11 protein-coding genes and 2 pseudogenes are annotated in these 14,163 nt (G+C 39.9%); 10 read left to right on the top strand and 3 right to left on the bottom strand.

The window, feature by feature from the left end; all coding sequences use genetic code 11:
* Positions 1–118: 118 nt before the first annotated feature.
* Together ACFJIZ_RS21195 and ACFJIZ_RS21190 are read right to left on the bottom strand one after the other, a co-directional pair.
* Complete coding sequence (locus tag ACFJIZ_RS21195; RefSeq protein WP_379088765.1) at positions 119–4,258, bottom strand: two-component regulator propeller domain-containing protein; 4,140 nt, start codon at positions 4,256–4,258, stop codon at positions 119–121.
* A 245-nt stretch (positions 4,259–4,503) separates the two neighbouring features.
* Positions 4,504–4,689, bottom strand: a complete 186-nt coding sequence (locus tag ACFJIZ_RS21190; protein ID WP_055132401.1) for a CsbD family protein — start codon at positions 4,687–4,689, stop codon at positions 4,504–4,506.
* 127 nt (positions 4,690–4,816) lie between these two features.
* On the opposite strand from ACFJIZ_RS21190, the gene ACFJIZ_RS21185 reads away from it, so the two are divergent.
* Positions 4,817–5,476: a hypothetical protein gene (locus tag ACFJIZ_RS21185; protein ID WP_379088762.1), complete on the top strand. Its 660-nt coding sequence runs from the start codon at positions 4,817–4,819 to the stop codon at positions 5,474–5,476.
* Between the two features lie 53 nt (positions 5,477–5,529).
* Here the strand turns inward: ACFJIZ_RS21185 and acs are convergent.
* Positions 5,530–7,421 (bottom strand): annotated as a pseudogene (gene acs, locus ACFJIZ_RS21180) (acetate--CoA ligase).
* A 206-nt stretch (positions 7,422–7,627) separates the two neighbouring features.
* Between acs and rpmB the strand changes: the two are divergent.
* From rpmB to ACFJIZ_RS21135, 9 genes and pseudogenes are all read left to right on the top strand, one after another.
* Positions 7,628–7,861: a 50S ribosomal protein L28 gene (gene rpmB, locus ACFJIZ_RS21175; protein ID WP_055132404.1), complete on the top strand. Its 234-nt coding sequence runs from the start codon at positions 7,628–7,630 to the stop codon at positions 7,859–7,861.
* Between the two features lie 40 nt (positions 7,862–7,901).
* Positions 7,902–8,084, top strand: a complete 183-nt coding sequence (rpmG, locus tag ACFJIZ_RS21170) for a 50S ribosomal protein L33 (RefSeq protein WP_008242799.1) — start codon at positions 7,902–7,904, stop codon at positions 8,082–8,084.
* 75 nt (positions 8,085–8,159) lie between these two features.
* The gene (locus ACFJIZ_RS21165) at positions 8,160–8,321 is read left to right on the top strand and encodes a DUF4295 domain-containing protein (RefSeq protein ID WP_082435050.1); all 162 of its coding nucleotides are present in this window, start codon (positions 8,160–8,162) and stop codon (positions 8,319–8,321) included.
* 71 nt (positions 8,322–8,392) lie between these two features.
* Positions 8,393–9,355 (top strand): annotated as a pseudogene (ftsY, locus tag ACFJIZ_RS21160) (signal recognition particle-docking protein FtsY).
* 71 nt (positions 9,356–9,426) lie between these two features.
* Positions 9,427–9,801 carry a GxxExxY protein gene (locus ACFJIZ_RS21155; RefSeq protein WP_379088757.1) on the top strand — a complete coding sequence of 125 codons (375 nt, stop codon included), beginning with the start codon at positions 9,427–9,429 and terminating at the stop codon, positions 9,799–9,801.
* Between the two features lie 59 nt (positions 9,802–9,860).
* The gene (gene rimO / locus ACFJIZ_RS21150; RefSeq protein WP_379088754.1) at positions 9,861–11,195 is read left to right on the top strand and encodes a 30S ribosomal protein S12 methylthiotransferase RimO; all 1,335 of its coding nucleotides are present in this window, start codon (positions 9,861–9,863) and stop codon (positions 11,193–11,195) included.
* Between the two features lie 47 nt (positions 11,196–11,242).
* Entirely contained in the window at positions 11,243–12,523 is a 1,281-nt protein-coding gene (gene bshC, locus ACFJIZ_RS21145) for a bacillithiol biosynthesis cysteine-adding enzyme BshC (RefSeq protein ID WP_379088751.1), read from the top strand.
* Between the two features lie 37 nt (positions 12,524–12,560).
* The gene (bshC, locus tag ACFJIZ_RS21140) at positions 12,561–12,833 is read left to right on the top strand and encodes a bacillithiol biosynthesis BshC (protein ID WP_379088748.1); all 273 of its coding nucleotides are present in this window, start codon (positions 12,561–12,563) and stop codon (positions 12,831–12,833) included.
* A gap of 52 nt (positions 12,834–12,885) precedes the next feature.
* Entirely contained in the window at positions 12,886–13,968 is a 1,083-nt protein-coding gene (locus ACFJIZ_RS21135; RefSeq protein WP_379088745.1) for an Ldh family oxidoreductase, read from the top strand.
* The last annotated feature ends 195 nt before the right edge of the window (positions 13,969–14,163 follow it).

Genomic DNA, 14,163 nt, shown 5'->3' with positions numbered 1-14,163 from the left:
CTGATTTATATTTGATTAAGACAAATATAGAGGAGCATACCTGCTACAGTAGTACACTATAATAACATTTTAGTTCACTATTGTTGCAAAACATACCTAAATAAGCCTTTTTCAATCATTATACATTTGTAGAGGCAATACCGGTATGTTGTTTCAACCTGTAATCGTTAGGTGCCAAATGATAGATCTTTTTAAACTCCCTAAAGAAATAGGATTTGTTGTTAAAGCCTGTGAGGTAGAAAATTTCGGACACGGTGAGTTTCGAATTTTGGAGCAAGACGGCTGCGTGTTTTAAACGGATTCGCTTGATAAATTCAGAAGGTGTCATTCCGGCAATGGCCTTAAGCTTGCGGTACAACTGCATCTTACTAATGGACAAGGCCTGTTCTAATTTTGCCGCATCCAGATCTGGTTCAGACAGGTTCTCTTCCACCGCTTTCACCAAGGCATTTAAAAACTCCTTATCGCCCTGCTCCAGATCGGCATCTATAAACTGGTTATTGATGTTCCCATCTTTGATCAGGTTGTTCATCCGGTTGCGGTAGTCCAACAGCTTCCTTACCCGTACCTGTAGGTAATTGATGTGGAAAGGTTTAGGGATATAGGCATCGGCCCCAGTCTCGTAACCTTCTGTTTTATGTTCTTCACCATCTCTTGCACTCAACATAATAAAAGGAATATGGCTAGTGGCAGGGGCTGTTTTCACATACTTACAGAACTCCAGTCCATCCATATCGGGCATCATTACATCACTGATGATGATATCTGGGGTATTGTTTTTCAGAAAGTTGATAGCGGTTAGGCCATTCTCGGCTTCGTACACATTGTATTGGTCTTTTAAGATGTTCTTTAGCAAGAACCGCAGGGCCACATCATCTTCTACGATCAGGATGCTGTATTCTGCTTTGTCTTGTAAGTCGTCGATCAAGGCGTGTTTATTGCTTTCTTCGATATTTTCAATCACAAAATCCTGATAAGGTTTTAAGATCGACTCGAACAGGTAAGATGGGGCCGAGGCCACTACTTCATCTTTTTGGTAGCTGATATTTGTTTTGAGGTCGAACCTCACCGTAAAATAGATCCACTCTCCATTCAGTGCAACATCGATGGTACCCTCCAAAACTTCGATCAATCCTTTGGTAAATGCCAGACCAATCCCTGTACTAAACTTTTCGAACTTGTTCTTGCCTTCGATATGGAACTCTGTAAAGATGTTCTCTAGGTCAGCCTCTTTTAAGGTACAACCGGAATTGGCCACAACGGTTTCCAACTGTTGCGAATGGGCATCGTAGTTGACCGTAAATACAATATCGGCTCCTGCCCCAGTATGTTTAAAAGCATTAGATAGTAGGTTAAACAAGATTTTTTCGTACTTATCTTTATCAATAAAACCTGTAATCTCTGACTGGATGTTTCTGGTAAAATGCTGCTCATTTCGCTCGGCTGCCGGAATAAACAATTGGGTAAGGCTATAGAGCATTTTGGTGATGTCCAGATAATCGTCGTTCCTTTTAAGGTAACCAGCCTCCGCTTTTCTAAACTCCAACAGCTGTTGCACCAGATAGGTCAATCTCGCGGTGTGTTGGTGCATCAAGGAAAGAAAATAACTTTTGTCCATTGGCTTTTGCAGTATATGCTGTTGTTGCATAAAATGCTCTACAGAACCTAGGATCAGCGTAAGTGGTGTCTGGATCTCGTGTGCGATATTGGTAAAGAAGTTGATCCTTTGTCGATGGGCCTCTTCGTCTTTCTGTCTAAATAAAGATTCGCGCTCCAACTTAAAGCTCATCTCCAATTTGTTTTTCCTGTACACATGAAAGGCATAGCCAGAAATGACAAGCAAGATCAAATAGACAAAATAAGCAGGATAGGTTAACCAAAAATACTGCTTTACATGTAGCGACAAAGCCACTACATCTTTGGTCCAAACCCCCTCTCCATTGCTCCAACGTACCAAAAGCTCGTAATTACCTGGTGGAATATTATAATAAGCAATTTTACCATCGGTACCTGTATAACGCCAGGTCTGGTCCAAGCCTTTCAGTTTATAGGCGAACTCATTTTTAGACGCATTGAAATAGTTGAGCGCATTGAGCGAAAACTGGAAGAAATTGCTTTTCCTTTCCAACTCAAAACCAGAAAAGGTATGTTGTTTGGCCTTGATGATCAGGTATTGGTTGTTCTCAAATTCCTTACCCCCCAATTGCAGGTCGGAAATCAATAGGTTAGGCTGCCTTGTATTTTCGGTAATGTCTTTTGGCATAAAATAGTTAAAGCCATAAATACCACCAAACAAGAGGTAATTATTGGCGGCCTTGAACACTGCCCCATCGCTAAATTCGTTGCTCTGTAGCCCATCACTTTCCTGATAATTGGCAATGCTGTTGTTGCTGGGGTTAAGTTTGGCCAAACCTTTATTGGTACTGAGCCAGATGTTGCCTTCTCCATCTTCTTGTATGGCATGGATGGTATTATTGGGCAGACCGCCTTTATCCATGGTGATCTTTCCAAAGGTAGGTTTGTCTTTTAAAGATTCGGCGGGCGACAGGTAGTTCAGCCCATAGCTTGTCCCAATCCAAAGGCAGTTTTTACTATCGTAAAATAGAGATAAGACATCGCTATGCGACAGACTGCCTTTATAACCAAAGGCCTTAAACGTTTTAAAAGTATGGGTTTTAGGATCAAGTACACTTAAGCCCCCGTACCTACAGGCAATCCATAAACGGTTGTCCTTGCCTTTGACCAAGGCATAAATGATGTCGTTTGCTGGGCCATTCTGCTCCGTTGCCGAAGAATAATATTGCTTAAAGCTCTTGACAGATAAAGATTGGTTGCTATTTCGGTTAAGTTTTAAATGGATAAGACCATAACCACTGGTCCCTAACCAGATGGCACTATCGCGATCTTGGCTAATGGCATACACCGACCTAAAATCTGGCAATTTATCCGTACCTAAAATGTTTTTCCAACTGATTGTTCTTTTGCTTTTTTGGTCGTATACCGCAATCCCTTTACCATCGGTACCGATATAGGTCAATCCATCTATCCCTTTTTTAATGGCAAAAACTGAATTGTTTTCTAAACCAGTACTCATATCAATCCTTTGGGGTTTTGTGTTTGCTGCACCACCCTGCCAAAAGTTGTTGAAGATCAATACCCCATTGCCTTTTGTACCTACCCATAAGTTGCCTTGGTCTTCGGCAAATGCCCTAATGGGTTTATCGATGTTACTTCCGCCCATCTTGGTCATTAGGCCAAAATAATTGTCTTTTGGATAGACCTGGATCAATCCATTACCATCGGTACCGATCCACAGTACCCTATCTTTGCTTACATTTAAGGTAGTTACTTTAGAATTGGCCAACCTTTTGGTTTCTTCATTTAAAAAAGAAGTAGGTTTAAATTTGGCATCAAACACCCCAATACCTTGGTTTTCCCAAGCTACAATGTAATTGGATTGGTAATAGGCAATTGACCTGAGCTTTCTTTTGCCCATGTCGAGTTGGACCATTTTTAGATCAGTTCCGATTAGATATTGGTCATCTGAATTTGAGCTGAAGATGACCTGATTGTTAACCGCAAAGAAATTGTTGACCCCATCTTTCAATTGAAAGGATTTAACGGTCTGCAATCCTTTTGTTGTGGTTTCAGCTAGCCATAGCTTTTCATCTTTGGTGAGGTACCACAGCTGTTGGTTCAGGAACTGCATCTTTACAATGGCCTGGTTTCCTGTAAATTTTTGATAGCTTACAAATTTATCAGCTGCAGGGTCGTACTTGCTCAATACACCATCTGCAGCATAACAAAAGACTTCGCCTTGTGCATTGATGGCTAGTTTATATTCGTTTTCCGTAACTTTTTTTGCGGTTGTATTTTTATAAAAATAACGGTAGAACTTACCTGTAGTTTTCTGGTATCTCGAAATCCCACCGATGGTGTTGATCCAGATATTGCCCAATTGATCTTCGCTGATGGTTTGGATCACATTACTACCAATGCTGTTTTCAACCTTGTCTATATTGTGGTTATATACACTAAAATGTGCGCCATCATAACGGTTCAGCCCATCCCATGTTCCGATCCAAAGCAGTTCGTCCTTATCTTGCAGCAGGGCATTGATGGCGCTGTTAGACAAGCCATTTCTATTGTCGAGTTGCCTGTAATAAAATGAAACGCCGGGTTTTTGGTCGTCGGCATACAAAGGCATCAGGTAAGCTAAACAACAGATCAAGGATAAAAAGACAAATGCTTTTTTCATCATTTTGGTGCTACTACTTAGGTTTATGAGGGCTGTTCATTAGAAGGAGATTCTAAATCTAACCATAAATATTGATTAATACATATAGCACTCATAATCTAACTCATAATTTACAATGAGGCTAACACGCTTAACAGCCACCGCTTAGCTTTTAATACCTGTTGCTGATGGATAACAATGTCATCCAATAAAAAAAGCGATTACCTTTTACAGTAACCGCTTCCATTTTTCTGTTTAAATATACGTTAGAGCGAATTGATCCACTTCACCAGTTCTTCTCTTCCTTTTCCTGTTTTCTGTTGTAGCTTACCCAACAGTTCATCGTCTTTACCCTCTTCGTGTTTAAGGTCATCATCGGTTAGATCAGCATATGCCTGTTTAACTTTTCCTTTGATTTCGTTCCATTTTCCTTGCCATTCTAACTTGTCCATAGCTTTGATATTTAATGTTCAACATAGGTTATTTAAGTTTACAACAATACTGCTAAGCTTTTGTTTGATTGACGTGCAACCATTTTTCGATCACCACCGTCATCAATAAAAGAACATAACCGTTATGATGAAAAAATTACTTTACCTATTGATCCTTCCGCTCTATTTGACGACCAGCTCTTGTACCATGATGGTTAAAGGCCTAGCGAAATTGGTTGTAAAAGATTACAACGACTATACCCATACCAACATCTCGGGCATGCAGCTGATAGATGCCCATGGCAAAAAACAACTATTCAACGAGGCATTTGTTGGAAAAACCGTCTATCTCTATGTATGGGAAAACAAAAACAATAGACCTACTACTGATAAGGAAAAATCTTATGCCGCCCTACAACAGCGCTTTGCCAAATATCCTGATGTGGTGTTTGCCAACCTATATGTAGGCTCAGACACCGTTTCGAACGGCTATCAACTTGGCAACAACGCTTCGGCCGAAGAATTTCGTAGCATCTTAAAATTAGATGGAAAAGCACCATTCATCATTGGAAAGGATGGCTCGATACTGGCCTACAAAGGACCAAAACCTAGTGACAACATCGTAGTGGATTACATACTTTTCGAAGCTAGAAATGGTGTAAACGGCACCAAAGCTGCTAAACGATTGATCAGAGGCGTAAATAGCGATGAACAGTTTAAAACACCTGAGCTCCGCGATTGGTATACTGCCCATTTTAACAAAGAGCCAGTTGGCCGCCTACAATTTTCAATTTCTTCTACCAAATAAAAAAGCGACCCTAGGGTCGCTTTTTCTATATTTTATTTGATTAGGAATCTATCTTATGCTTTGGCAGCCTCAATGATCTCCTGTACCACATTTGGATCCAGCAAAGTACTGATGTCGCCCAAGTTACTCGTATCGCCTTCGGCAATCTTACGTAAGATCGTACGCATGATCTTACCCGATCTTGTTTTAGGCAAGCCTGATACAAACAATACCTTATCTGGTTTTGCAATGGCACCGATTACACGGGTTACGGTCTGTAGGATATCTTTTTTAGTCAGTTCTACATCGCCATGCATCTCTGGGAAGACGACAAAGGCATAAATCCCTTGTCCTTTAACATCATGTGGGTAACCTACTACCGCACTTTCGATAACCCCGGCATGCATGTTGATCGCGTTTTCTACTTCGGCAGTTCCGATCCTATGGCCCGAAACATTCAATACATCATCTACCCTACCTGTGATGCGGTAGTAACCATCCTCATCACGCAAACAGCCATCGCCAGTAAAGTAAAGGTTTTCATAAGCTGAGAAATACGTCTGTTTACAACGTTCGTGGTCGCCATAAGTGGTACGCAACATTCCTGGCCAAGGAAACTTGATACAAAGGTTTCCACTTACACCATTTCCTTCAATTTCATTCCCATTTTCGTCAACCAAGATTGGTTGTATACCAGGCAATGGCAAAGTTGCAAAACTTGGTTTGGTTGGTGTAACGGTTGCAATTGGCGAGATGATCATCCTCCGGTTTCGGTTTGCCACCAGGTATCTACGATTGGTGCTTTGCCATGTCCGATCTTTTCGTCAAACCAATGCCAAGCCTCTTCGTTGATCGGCTCGCCCACAGAACCCAATACGCGGATCGAGCTGAGGTCTTTTCCGTTTAAAGGTTCATCGCCAAAACTCATTAAAGAGCGGATGGCGGTTGGTGCGGTATATAAGGTATTTACTTTATGTTTTTCTACAACATCCCAGAACCTAGATGGAGTTGGAAAAGTTGGAATCCCTTCAAATATCAATGAGGTAGCCCCTTGCGATAGTGGTCCGTATACAATGTAAGAATGTCCTGTGATCCAACCGATATCTGCCGTACAGAAATACACTTCGCCTGGTTGGTAGTTGAATACATTGGCAAATGTATAACCTGCATAGACCATATATCCACCACAAGTATGCACCACACCTTTTGGTTTACCGGTAGAGCCCGAAGTATATAAAATGAATAAGAGGTCTTCGGCATCCATCTCTTCTGCTTCGCAAACATCGTTTACGTGTTTCACTTCATCTTCCCACCAAACATCCCTGCCCTTCAACATCGAAACAGGGGTACGTACATGGGTTAGAACGATACATTTCTCTACTGTTGGACAGCCTATCAAGGCATCGTCAATTACATCTTTTAAAGGAATCTGTTTGTTGCCACGGTAAGCTCCATCGGCGGTGATCACCAATTTACAGGCTGCATCATTGATCCTATCGGCAATAGATTTGGCAGAGAAACCACCAAAAACCACTGAATGCACAGCACCGATTCTGGCACAGGCCAATACCGCAATGGCCAATTCTGGCACCATAGGCATATAGATACAGATGCGGTCGCCTTTTTTAGCGCCGTTTCTTTTCAATACATTGGCAAAGCGACACACACGTTCGTGCAGCATTTTATAGGTAAGGGTTACGCTATCTTGCTCAGGGTCGTTAGGTTCCCAAATAATGGCCGGTTTATCTCCATTGGCAACCAAATGACGATCTAAACAATTTTCTGTAATGTTCAATTTTGCGCCTTCAAACCATTTGATATTTGGTTCGGTAAAGTTCCACGATAAGACTTTGTACCAAGGTTTGCGCCATTGAAAGTTCTGTGCTACTTCTCCCCAGAACTGCTCTGGGTTCTCTACGCTCTTTTTATAATCGGCTTCGTATTGCTCAAAAGATGTAATCTGCATTGTAAGTTTAAGTTTTGTTGGTTGCTAATTTAAATAAATAATAAACAATAGGACTTTCAAATTGCATCAATTTTACAATCGGGCAGATATTTAGCGAATTATATAAAAATATTTCCTCGCCACTATTGTTCTTTACAATTATTATTCAGATATTTGCACACTCTTAAAAAAATTAAGCAGCGAAATAATCAAATAATAAAAAAGTCATGTCAAGAGTTTGTGATTTAACCGGAAAAATGGCGATGTCGGGATTTAATGTTTCTCACTCGAACGTTAAAACTAAGCGCAAGTTTTACCCTAACCTACAACTTCAGAAATTTTATATTCCTGAAGAAGATCGTTGGATAACACTAAAAGTGTCTACTTCAGCTATTAAAACCATCAATAAAATTGGTATTTCTGAGGCGATTAATCGTTTCATGAAAAAAGGATATTTGTAATAACATTTGCTGATACCCATCAGCTATAATAATAAATAAAATGGCAAAAAAAGGTAACAGAGTACAGGTTATTTTAGAATGTACAGAGCATAAAACTAGTGGCATGCCGGGTATGTCTAGATATATTTCTACGAAAAACCGTAAAAACACTACTGAGCGTTTAGAATTGAAAAAATTCAATCCAGTATTGAAAAAAGTAACCGTACACAAAGAGATAAAATAATTGAGCTAGATTGACTGAAAGACCGACTTATACTCGATCATTCTAACATTCATTCAATCATTAAATTTTAAAGACATGGCAAAGAAAGTAGTTGCAACCCTAAAAACGGGTACAGGAAAAGAATATTCGAAAGTTATTACAATGAATAAATCACCAAAAACTGGTGCTTATTCTTTCAAAGAAATCATTGTTCATAACGATCACGTTAAAGATGCGCTTGCTGGTACAAGCAAGTAGTCTTCTTCACGAATAGCATTAAGAGCCGTTCCGTATTTAACGGAAGGGCTTTTTTATTTTAATATCATTCTATGGGTTTATTCGATTTTTTCAAGAAAAAGGAAACTGCTCCTGAAGCACAAGTAGCTTTAGATAAGGGTTTAGAAAAAACTAAAGAAGGTTTTTTAAGTAAGATCACCAAAGCTGTTGCCGGAAAATCGACAGTGGATGATGATGTATTGGATAACCTTGAAGAAGTATTGGTTACCTCTGATGTTGGCGTAAGTACTACCCTAAAAATTATTGAACGCATCCAAGCGCGTGTTGCGAAAGACAAATACCTATCTACTTCTGAGTTACATCACCTCCTACGCGACGAAATTCAGCTTTTACTAGCAGAAAACAACAGCAACGATTTTCGCAACTTTGAATATGGCAACCATAAACCCTATGTGATCATGGTGGTTGGCGTAAATGGTGTGGGTAAAACGACTACCATTGGTAAACTTGCCCATAAACTAAAAAATGAAAACCTTAAGGTAGTTTTAGGTGCAGCCGATACTTTTAGGGCTGCCGCTGTAGACCAGATCAAACTTTGGGGAGAACGTGTTGGGGTTAGAGTAGTGGCACAGGCCATGGGTTCAGACCCTGCTTCTGTTGCTTTCGATACTTTACAATCGGCTGTGGCCAACCAAGAAGATGTAGTAATTATCGATACTGCTGGTCGTTTACATAATAAAGTTGGTTTAATGAACGAGCTGGGCAAGATCAAAAATGTAATGCAAAAGGTGATCCTAATGCACCGCACGAAATCTTATTGGTATTGGATGGTTCTACTGGTCAAAATGCTTTTGAGCAATGTAAACAGTTTACCGAAGCGACCGATGTAAATGCTTTGGCCATTACCAAGCTAGATGGTACTGCTAAAGGTGGCGTGGTGAATCGGCATCTCTGATCAATTTAAAATACCTGTGAAATATATTGGTGTAGGCGAAAAAATGGACGACTTACAGTTGTTCGATAAAAAAGATTTCGTCAACTCCTTATTTAATTAATATACGCATTGCACTTAACTTCCGCTTCGCGTTTGATTGCACAGATGAAAGGATTGCACAGATTTTAAACAATGGAAGAAAGTGTAAAAGATCCTTTAAGCCAAGCCATAATAGGTTGCTGTTATGAAGTTCATAATCAACTTGGTCCTGGCTTTTTGGAAAAAATCTATGCGAATGCACTGAAGATAAAACTACAACAGGTTGGATTAAAGTTTGAAGCAGAAAAAGAGTTCAGCGTAATTTTTGAGGGAGTTGTTATTGGAAAATTTAGATGTGATCTTTTTGTTGAAGACAAAATTATTGTAGAACTAAAATCAATAACTGGGTATCAACCCAAACTTTTTCAAAGTCAGGTTATCTCTTATCTGAAAGCAAGTAAAGTAAAGACTGGCTTATTGATTAACTTTGGCAATGCAAGTTGTGAAGTAAAAAGATTGTCAGTATAAATCATTATCATCACCTAAATCGGTGTAATCATATTAAAATCGGTGCTATCATACATACTATGAATACCAAAACAATAAAGAAAGATACAATTGCAAAAAAGCCTAAAATTAACGTAATTACTTTAGGTTGCTCAAAAAACACCTACGATTCTGAAGTGTTGATGGGACAGTTACGTGGCAATAACTTATCAGTTGAACATGAGGCCACTAGTGTTGGCAAAGATGATATCATTGTGATCAATACTTGTGGTTTTATCGACAATGCCAAACAAGAATCAATTGATACCATTTTACAGTACAGTCAGTTAAAAGACGAAGGTAAAGTTGGGAAAGTAATCGTTACAGGATGTCTTTCTGAACGTTACAAACCTGAATTAGAATCAGAAATTACAAATGTTGATGCTTATTTTGGCACCAACGACCTACAGAATATATTGCACAGTTTAGGTGCAAACTACAAACATGAGTTGATTGGCGAACGGCTATTGACCACTCCTTCTCATTTTGCCTATTTTAAGATTGCTGAAGGCTGTAACCGCCCTTGCTCTTTTTGTGCCATCCCGTTAATGCGTGGCAAACATGTTTCTAGAGACATGAACGAGTTGGTAAACGAAGCCAAGATCTTGGCCGCAAACGGCACCAAAGAATTGATCTTAATTGCGCAAGATCTGACCTATTACGGCCTTGACATTTATGGCAAACGTAATTTGGATGAATTGTTACGTCGCCTATCTGATGTAAAAGGCATTGAATGGATCAGGTTGCAATACGCCTATCCTTCCGGTTTCCCGATGGAGATCTTGGATGCCATGAACGAACGTGAAAACATCTGTAAGTACCTTGACATGCCTTTACAACATATTACTGATAATATGTTGAAATCGATGCGTCGTGGGATTACCAAACAGAAAACCATTGATATTGTAAACGAGATCAGGGCCAAAGTTCCGAACATCGCGATGCGTACGACTTTAATTTGTGGATACCCAGGAGAAACGGAACGGGATTTTGAGGAAATGTACAATTGGGTAGAAGAAACACGCTTTGACCGTTTAGGTTGTTTCACCTACTCGCACGAAGAGAAGACCCATGCGCACCAATTGGTTGACGATGTTCCGGAAGAAGTAAAACAGGCACGTGTTGATGCAATCATGGAACTGCAACAAGGTATTTCATTCGACATCAACCAAGAAAAAGTTGGCCAAACCTATAAAGTACTGATCGATAGAAAAGAAGGTGATTTCTTTATCGGTCGTACCGAATTCGATTCGCCAGAGGTTGACAACGAGGTGCTGATCGATGCCAATTCTGGTTATGCGGCCAACGGGAGCTTTGTAAATGTGAAGATAGACCGTGCAGAAGATTTCGACCTGTATGGACAAATTGTAAAATAAATCTCATGCCGAAAAATGTTTAGTAAATTAGGTTAATTTCGCAGAACATGAAGGCAAAATATATCTCTTATCAAGATACTCATTCATTCTCTAAATTGGTTTTAGATTATGTTAATGATGATGAGTTTCTACAATCTTTCTATAGTTTCCGTCCAGACCTTGATGGCTTGAAAAAAGCTGTCGACGCTAGAAATTTCAAAGGAAATAGAGCCGAACTGGTTGAGGTTTTAACCCAACAATATCAAGATATAAAGACCAATAAATCTGTAAAACACAATATAGATTTATTGGCCAATGCCAATACGTTTACAGTGACTACTGGTCATCAGCTTAACCTGTTTACCGGGCCTTTGTACTTCATCTATAAAATTGTAACTACGATCAATCTGGCGCTGGAGTTAAAGATCGCCTATCCAGAAAAAAACTTTGTTCCTGTTTATTGGATGGCTACCGAAGACCATGATTTTGAAGAGATCAACCATATAAGTGTAGATGAAAAGAACATCAGCTGGATCCAACAGACCAATGGGGCAACAGGCAGGTTAAATACCAAAACGGTAGCCGCAGCGGTAATGGCTTACAAAGCGTATTTGGGGATCAGCAAAAACGGGAAAAAATTGGCCAAACTGGTTGAACACGCATATCTACACCACGACAACCTAGCCGATGCCACCCGTGTATTGGTAAACAGCTTATTTGAAAACTATGGTTTGGTCATGATCAATGCCGATGATGCAAGGCTAAAGAAACAATTCAGTGGCATTATCCAAAAAGATATCATTGAACAAAATAGTGCCCATTTAACAGAAAAGACAAGTCAGACGCTGGAGCAACATGGTTATAAGACTCAAGTAAATGGAAGAGAAATCAATTTCTTCTATTTGATTGACAACCTGCGCGAAAGAATCATCGAAAAAGACAATCGTTATACCGTTAACCATACCGAAATCTCATTTAGCAAGGAAGAACTGTTGAAAGAGATTGAAAACCATCCCGAAAGATTTAGTCCTAATGTAATCATGCGTCCTTTGTACCAAGAAGTGATCTTGCCCAACATTGCCTATATTGGTGGTGGTGCAGAGGTAAGTTACTGGATGCAATTGAAGGCTAATTTTGATCATTACCAAACAGATTTCCCTGTTTTGTTATTGCGTAATTCAGCTTTGTTGATCGATAAACGTAGCGCCGAAAATTTAAACAGATTAGGTTTTAAACTGGAAGATGTTTTTCTTCCTACTGAAGATCTTAAAAATATCTGGATCAAAAACAACAGCGATGCCAACCTGAGTTTGGCTGATGAAATGAGGATCCATCCAAGCCGCTTTTGACCAGATCAAACTCAATGCTTTTAAAATTGACAAGACTTTGGAAAACTCTGCGGATTCTGCAAAAACCAAAACAAACCATTTGTTAGAAAACTTGGAGAAAAAGCTTTTCAGAGCAGAAAAAAGAAAACATGAAGTGTCGCTCAAACAGATAGAGAATGTTAAAAACAGACTCTTCCCAAGTGGCACTTTACAAGAAAGGGTAGTGAATATTGCTCCAATGTATGTGAATTACGGAGATGATTTTCTTTCATCGTTGATTGAGAATTTCCAACCCTTGGGCGGCGATTTTACGTTGTTGTTGCCTTCCTAATTTAAACAACACGCAGTCTTTATACTTATTACTTGCTACTTGACACCAAAAAATGAACTTTATCACCTTTACCGAAACCAAACTTAGAGATTTTACCTACTCCGTTTTTAAAAAGATGGGCTGTTCTGATGCGCATGCAACATTAGCCGCTGATGTGTTGATCCGTTCTAATCTTAGAGGAATAGATTCTCATGGTGTAGCACGTTTAAGTGGTTATGTAAGGCTTTGGGAGAAGAAAACGATCAATGCAACGCCCAACATCAAAATTGTACACGAAACCCCTACTACGGCAACTGTAGATGGCGATGGAGGTTTAGGCTTGGTGGTTGCTCCTTTTGCCATGCAAGTAGCGATGGAGAAAGCTGAAAAATATGGCAGCGGTTGGGTTGCCGTTAAAAACTCTAATCACTTTGGTATTGCAGGTTATCATGCTTTAATGGCTGTTGAGAAAGATATGATTGGAATCAGCATGACCAATGCCAGTCCGCTGGTAGCGCCTACTTATGCCAACGAACGTTTATTAGGCACAAACCCCATGTGTTATGCTTTTCCTGCAGGTAAATACCCAGCAGTAATTGTAGACATGGCCACGGCTGCTGCTGCCAACGGAAAACTCGAGATTGCACAAAGAGCCAACAAGGCCATTCCGGATGGTTGGGTACAAGATGCAAATGGGCAACAATCTTTGGATCCAAACGAACTCAAAAATGGTGGCTCACTTTTACCTTTGGGTAGCGATAAAGATCATGGTAGCCATAAAGGATATGGCTTAAGTGCTACTGTCGATATTTTATCGGCGGTGCTGTCTGGTGCCAACTACGGACCTTGGGTTCCTCCTTTCGTAGCATTTTTAGAACCACCAACAGATCCAGTTGGTGAAGGAATTGGGCATTTTTTAGGTGCCATGCGTGTAGATGGCTTTCGCCCAGCTGCAGATTTCAAATCTCATTTAGACAATTGGATAGCACGTTTCAAAAATGCCAAGACTGTCGACCCAACCAAAAAGGTCATCGTTCCGGGTGAACCTGAACATGATTTTGAACAAGAAAGAAAATTAAGCGGCATACCCATCATTGATGTGGTAGTAAATGACCTCAATGAACTGGCTGCAAAATTAGAAATTGAAGGGCTTTAGCTTTAAAAGCTTTGTCTTGCTGAGCATAGCGAAGAATCTCTATTTGTAATAAGTTAGTGCAGAGAAGACCGCGAAGTAGCTACGAAGTAAATCTCATTTCAATCAATTTGAGTTTATTGATTAATATTGACCACATAGAAAGATAGTTCACATAGCATATTGTCATGCTGAACACAGCGAAAAATCTTTGTTTAT

Origin of the sequence: Pedobacter sp. UC225_65, from assembly GCF_042698365.1 — a bacterium.
Taxonomy (GTDB): domain Bacteria; phylum Bacteroidota; class Bacteroidia; order Sphingobacteriales; family Sphingobacteriaceae; genus Pedobacter.
This window is presented reverse-complemented; position numbering and strand designations above follow the sequence as displayed.

Excerpts from the sequence above, each read along its gene's own strand:
- ACFJIZ_RS21195 (WP_379088765.1), bottom strand. The coding sequence starts at position 4,258 with ATGAAAAAAGCATTTGTCTTTTTATCCTTGATCTGTTGTTTAGCTTAC.
- ACFJIZ_RS21190 (WP_055132401.1), bottom strand. The coding sequence starts at position 4,689 with ATGGACAAGTTAGAATGGCAAGGAAAATGGAACGAAATCAAAGGAAAA.
- ACFJIZ_RS21185 (WP_379088762.1), top strand. The coding sequence starts at position 4,817 with ATGAAAAAATTACTTTACCTATTGATCCTTCCGCTCTATTTGACGACC.
- rpmB (WP_055132404.1), top strand. The coding sequence starts at position 7,628 with ATGTCAAGAGTTTGTGATTTAACCGGAAAAATGGCGATGTCGGGATTT.
- rpmG (WP_008242799.1), top strand. The coding sequence starts at position 7,902 with ATGGCAAAAAAAGGTAACAGAGTACAGGTTATTTTAGAATGTACAGAG.
- ACFJIZ_RS21165 (WP_082435050.1), top strand. The coding sequence starts at position 8,160 with ATGGCAAAGAAAGTAGTTGCAACCCTAAAAACGGGTACAGGAAAAGAA.
- ACFJIZ_RS21155 (WP_379088757.1), top strand. The coding sequence starts at position 9,427 with ATGGAAGAAAGTGTAAAAGATCCTTTAAGCCAAGCCATAATAGGTTGC.
- rimO (WP_379088754.1), top strand. The coding sequence starts at position 9,861 with ATGAATACCAAAACAATAAAGAAAGATACAATTGCAAAAAAGCCTAAA.
- bshC (WP_379088751.1), top strand. The coding sequence starts at position 11,243 with ATGAAGGCAAAATATATCTCTTATCAAGATACTCATTCATTCTCTAAA.
- ACFJIZ_RS21135 (WP_379088745.1), top strand. The coding sequence starts at position 12,886 with ATGAACTTTATCACCTTTACCGAAACCAAACTTAGAGATTTTACCTAC.